Raw genomic sequence first — 1082 nt, forward strand, 5'->3', positions numbered from 1 at the left:
CCGTCCGATCGAAAGCGACCCTTCCTCCGGATTGATGACGCCGCTTGTCGCGACGACGGTGTTTTCCGTCGGGCCGTAGTTGTTGACGATCGTGTACGGCTGTTTCACCGCCCGCTTCAGCTTATCGCCGCCGACGAGAAGCATGCGGAGAGAGGTATTTTCCAGCTCCATAAATTGTTCGGCGAGCTGCGTAGGCAGGAAGGTGATGGTCACGCCGTGCTCTTCGAAATAGTGATTTAAGCGGGTGATATCCAGCCGGATCGCTTCGTCAATGACGTGAAGTTCCGCGCCGATGGTCCATGTCGGGAACATCTCCCAGATGGAGGCGTCAAAACCGAAGCCCGCGTATTTGGCGCTTTTATCATCCGCCGTCATGGCGAATGCGTCGTGATGCCAGAAGCACAGGTTCACCAGCGCATGGTGTTCGACCATGACACCTTTCGGCTGTCCGGTCGTTCCTGACGTGTAAATCATATAAGCGAGATGATCCGCCGTTGTTTCCGTCTGCGGGTTCGCTTCATCATTTTCATCAAGCGGCAGGCTCAGAATGGAGCGTCCGCCGTCAAGCAGGATCGTTTCTCCTTTGTAGCTGTCCGGCACGCCCAGCGCTTCCTGTGTGAGAAGAAGCTTCGCGCCGCTGTCCTGCAGAATGTAGCTGATCCGCTCTTCCGGGTAGTCGGGGTCAATCGGCACAAATGCCGCGCCCGCTTTCAGGACGCCGAGTACGCCCGCGGCCATTTCCAAGGACGGTTTCGTCAGGATGCCGACACGCTCGTCAGCCGTGACGCCGCAGTCCATGAGAATGCGCGCGATGCGATTCGCCCTTGCGTTCAGCTCGCCGTACGTCCATTTCGCGCCGTTGTATGCCGCGGCCGGCCGGTCCGCGTAGCGGGCGGCCGTTTCTTCAAAGAGACGGTGAACCGTTTTGTCCCGCGGCACAGAAATTGTTTTTCCTTTCCATGCGTCAAGGAGGGCTTGTTTTTCTGTTTTATTCACCAATGAAAGCTCAGAAAGCTTCGCGGCCGGATTTTCCGCTGCGGCTTCTAACAGTTGAAGCCAGTAATGCTTCCATGTCTCTGCCG

Annotated in this window: 1 protein-coding gene; it reads right to left on the reverse strand. The window is 57.2% G+C overall.

Annotated features, from left to right (window positions below):
• Positions 1-1082 (reverse strand): AMP-binding protein (locus tag ACFVXG_RS46180; RefSeq protein WP_387936511.1); only part of this gene is annotated, 1082 nt, incomplete at both ends.

Origin of the sequence: Kitasatospora sp. NPDC058162, from assembly GCF_042884005.1 — a bacterium.
Classification (GTDB): Bacteria; Actinomycetota; Actinomycetes; order Streptomycetales; family Streptomycetaceae; genus Kitasatospora.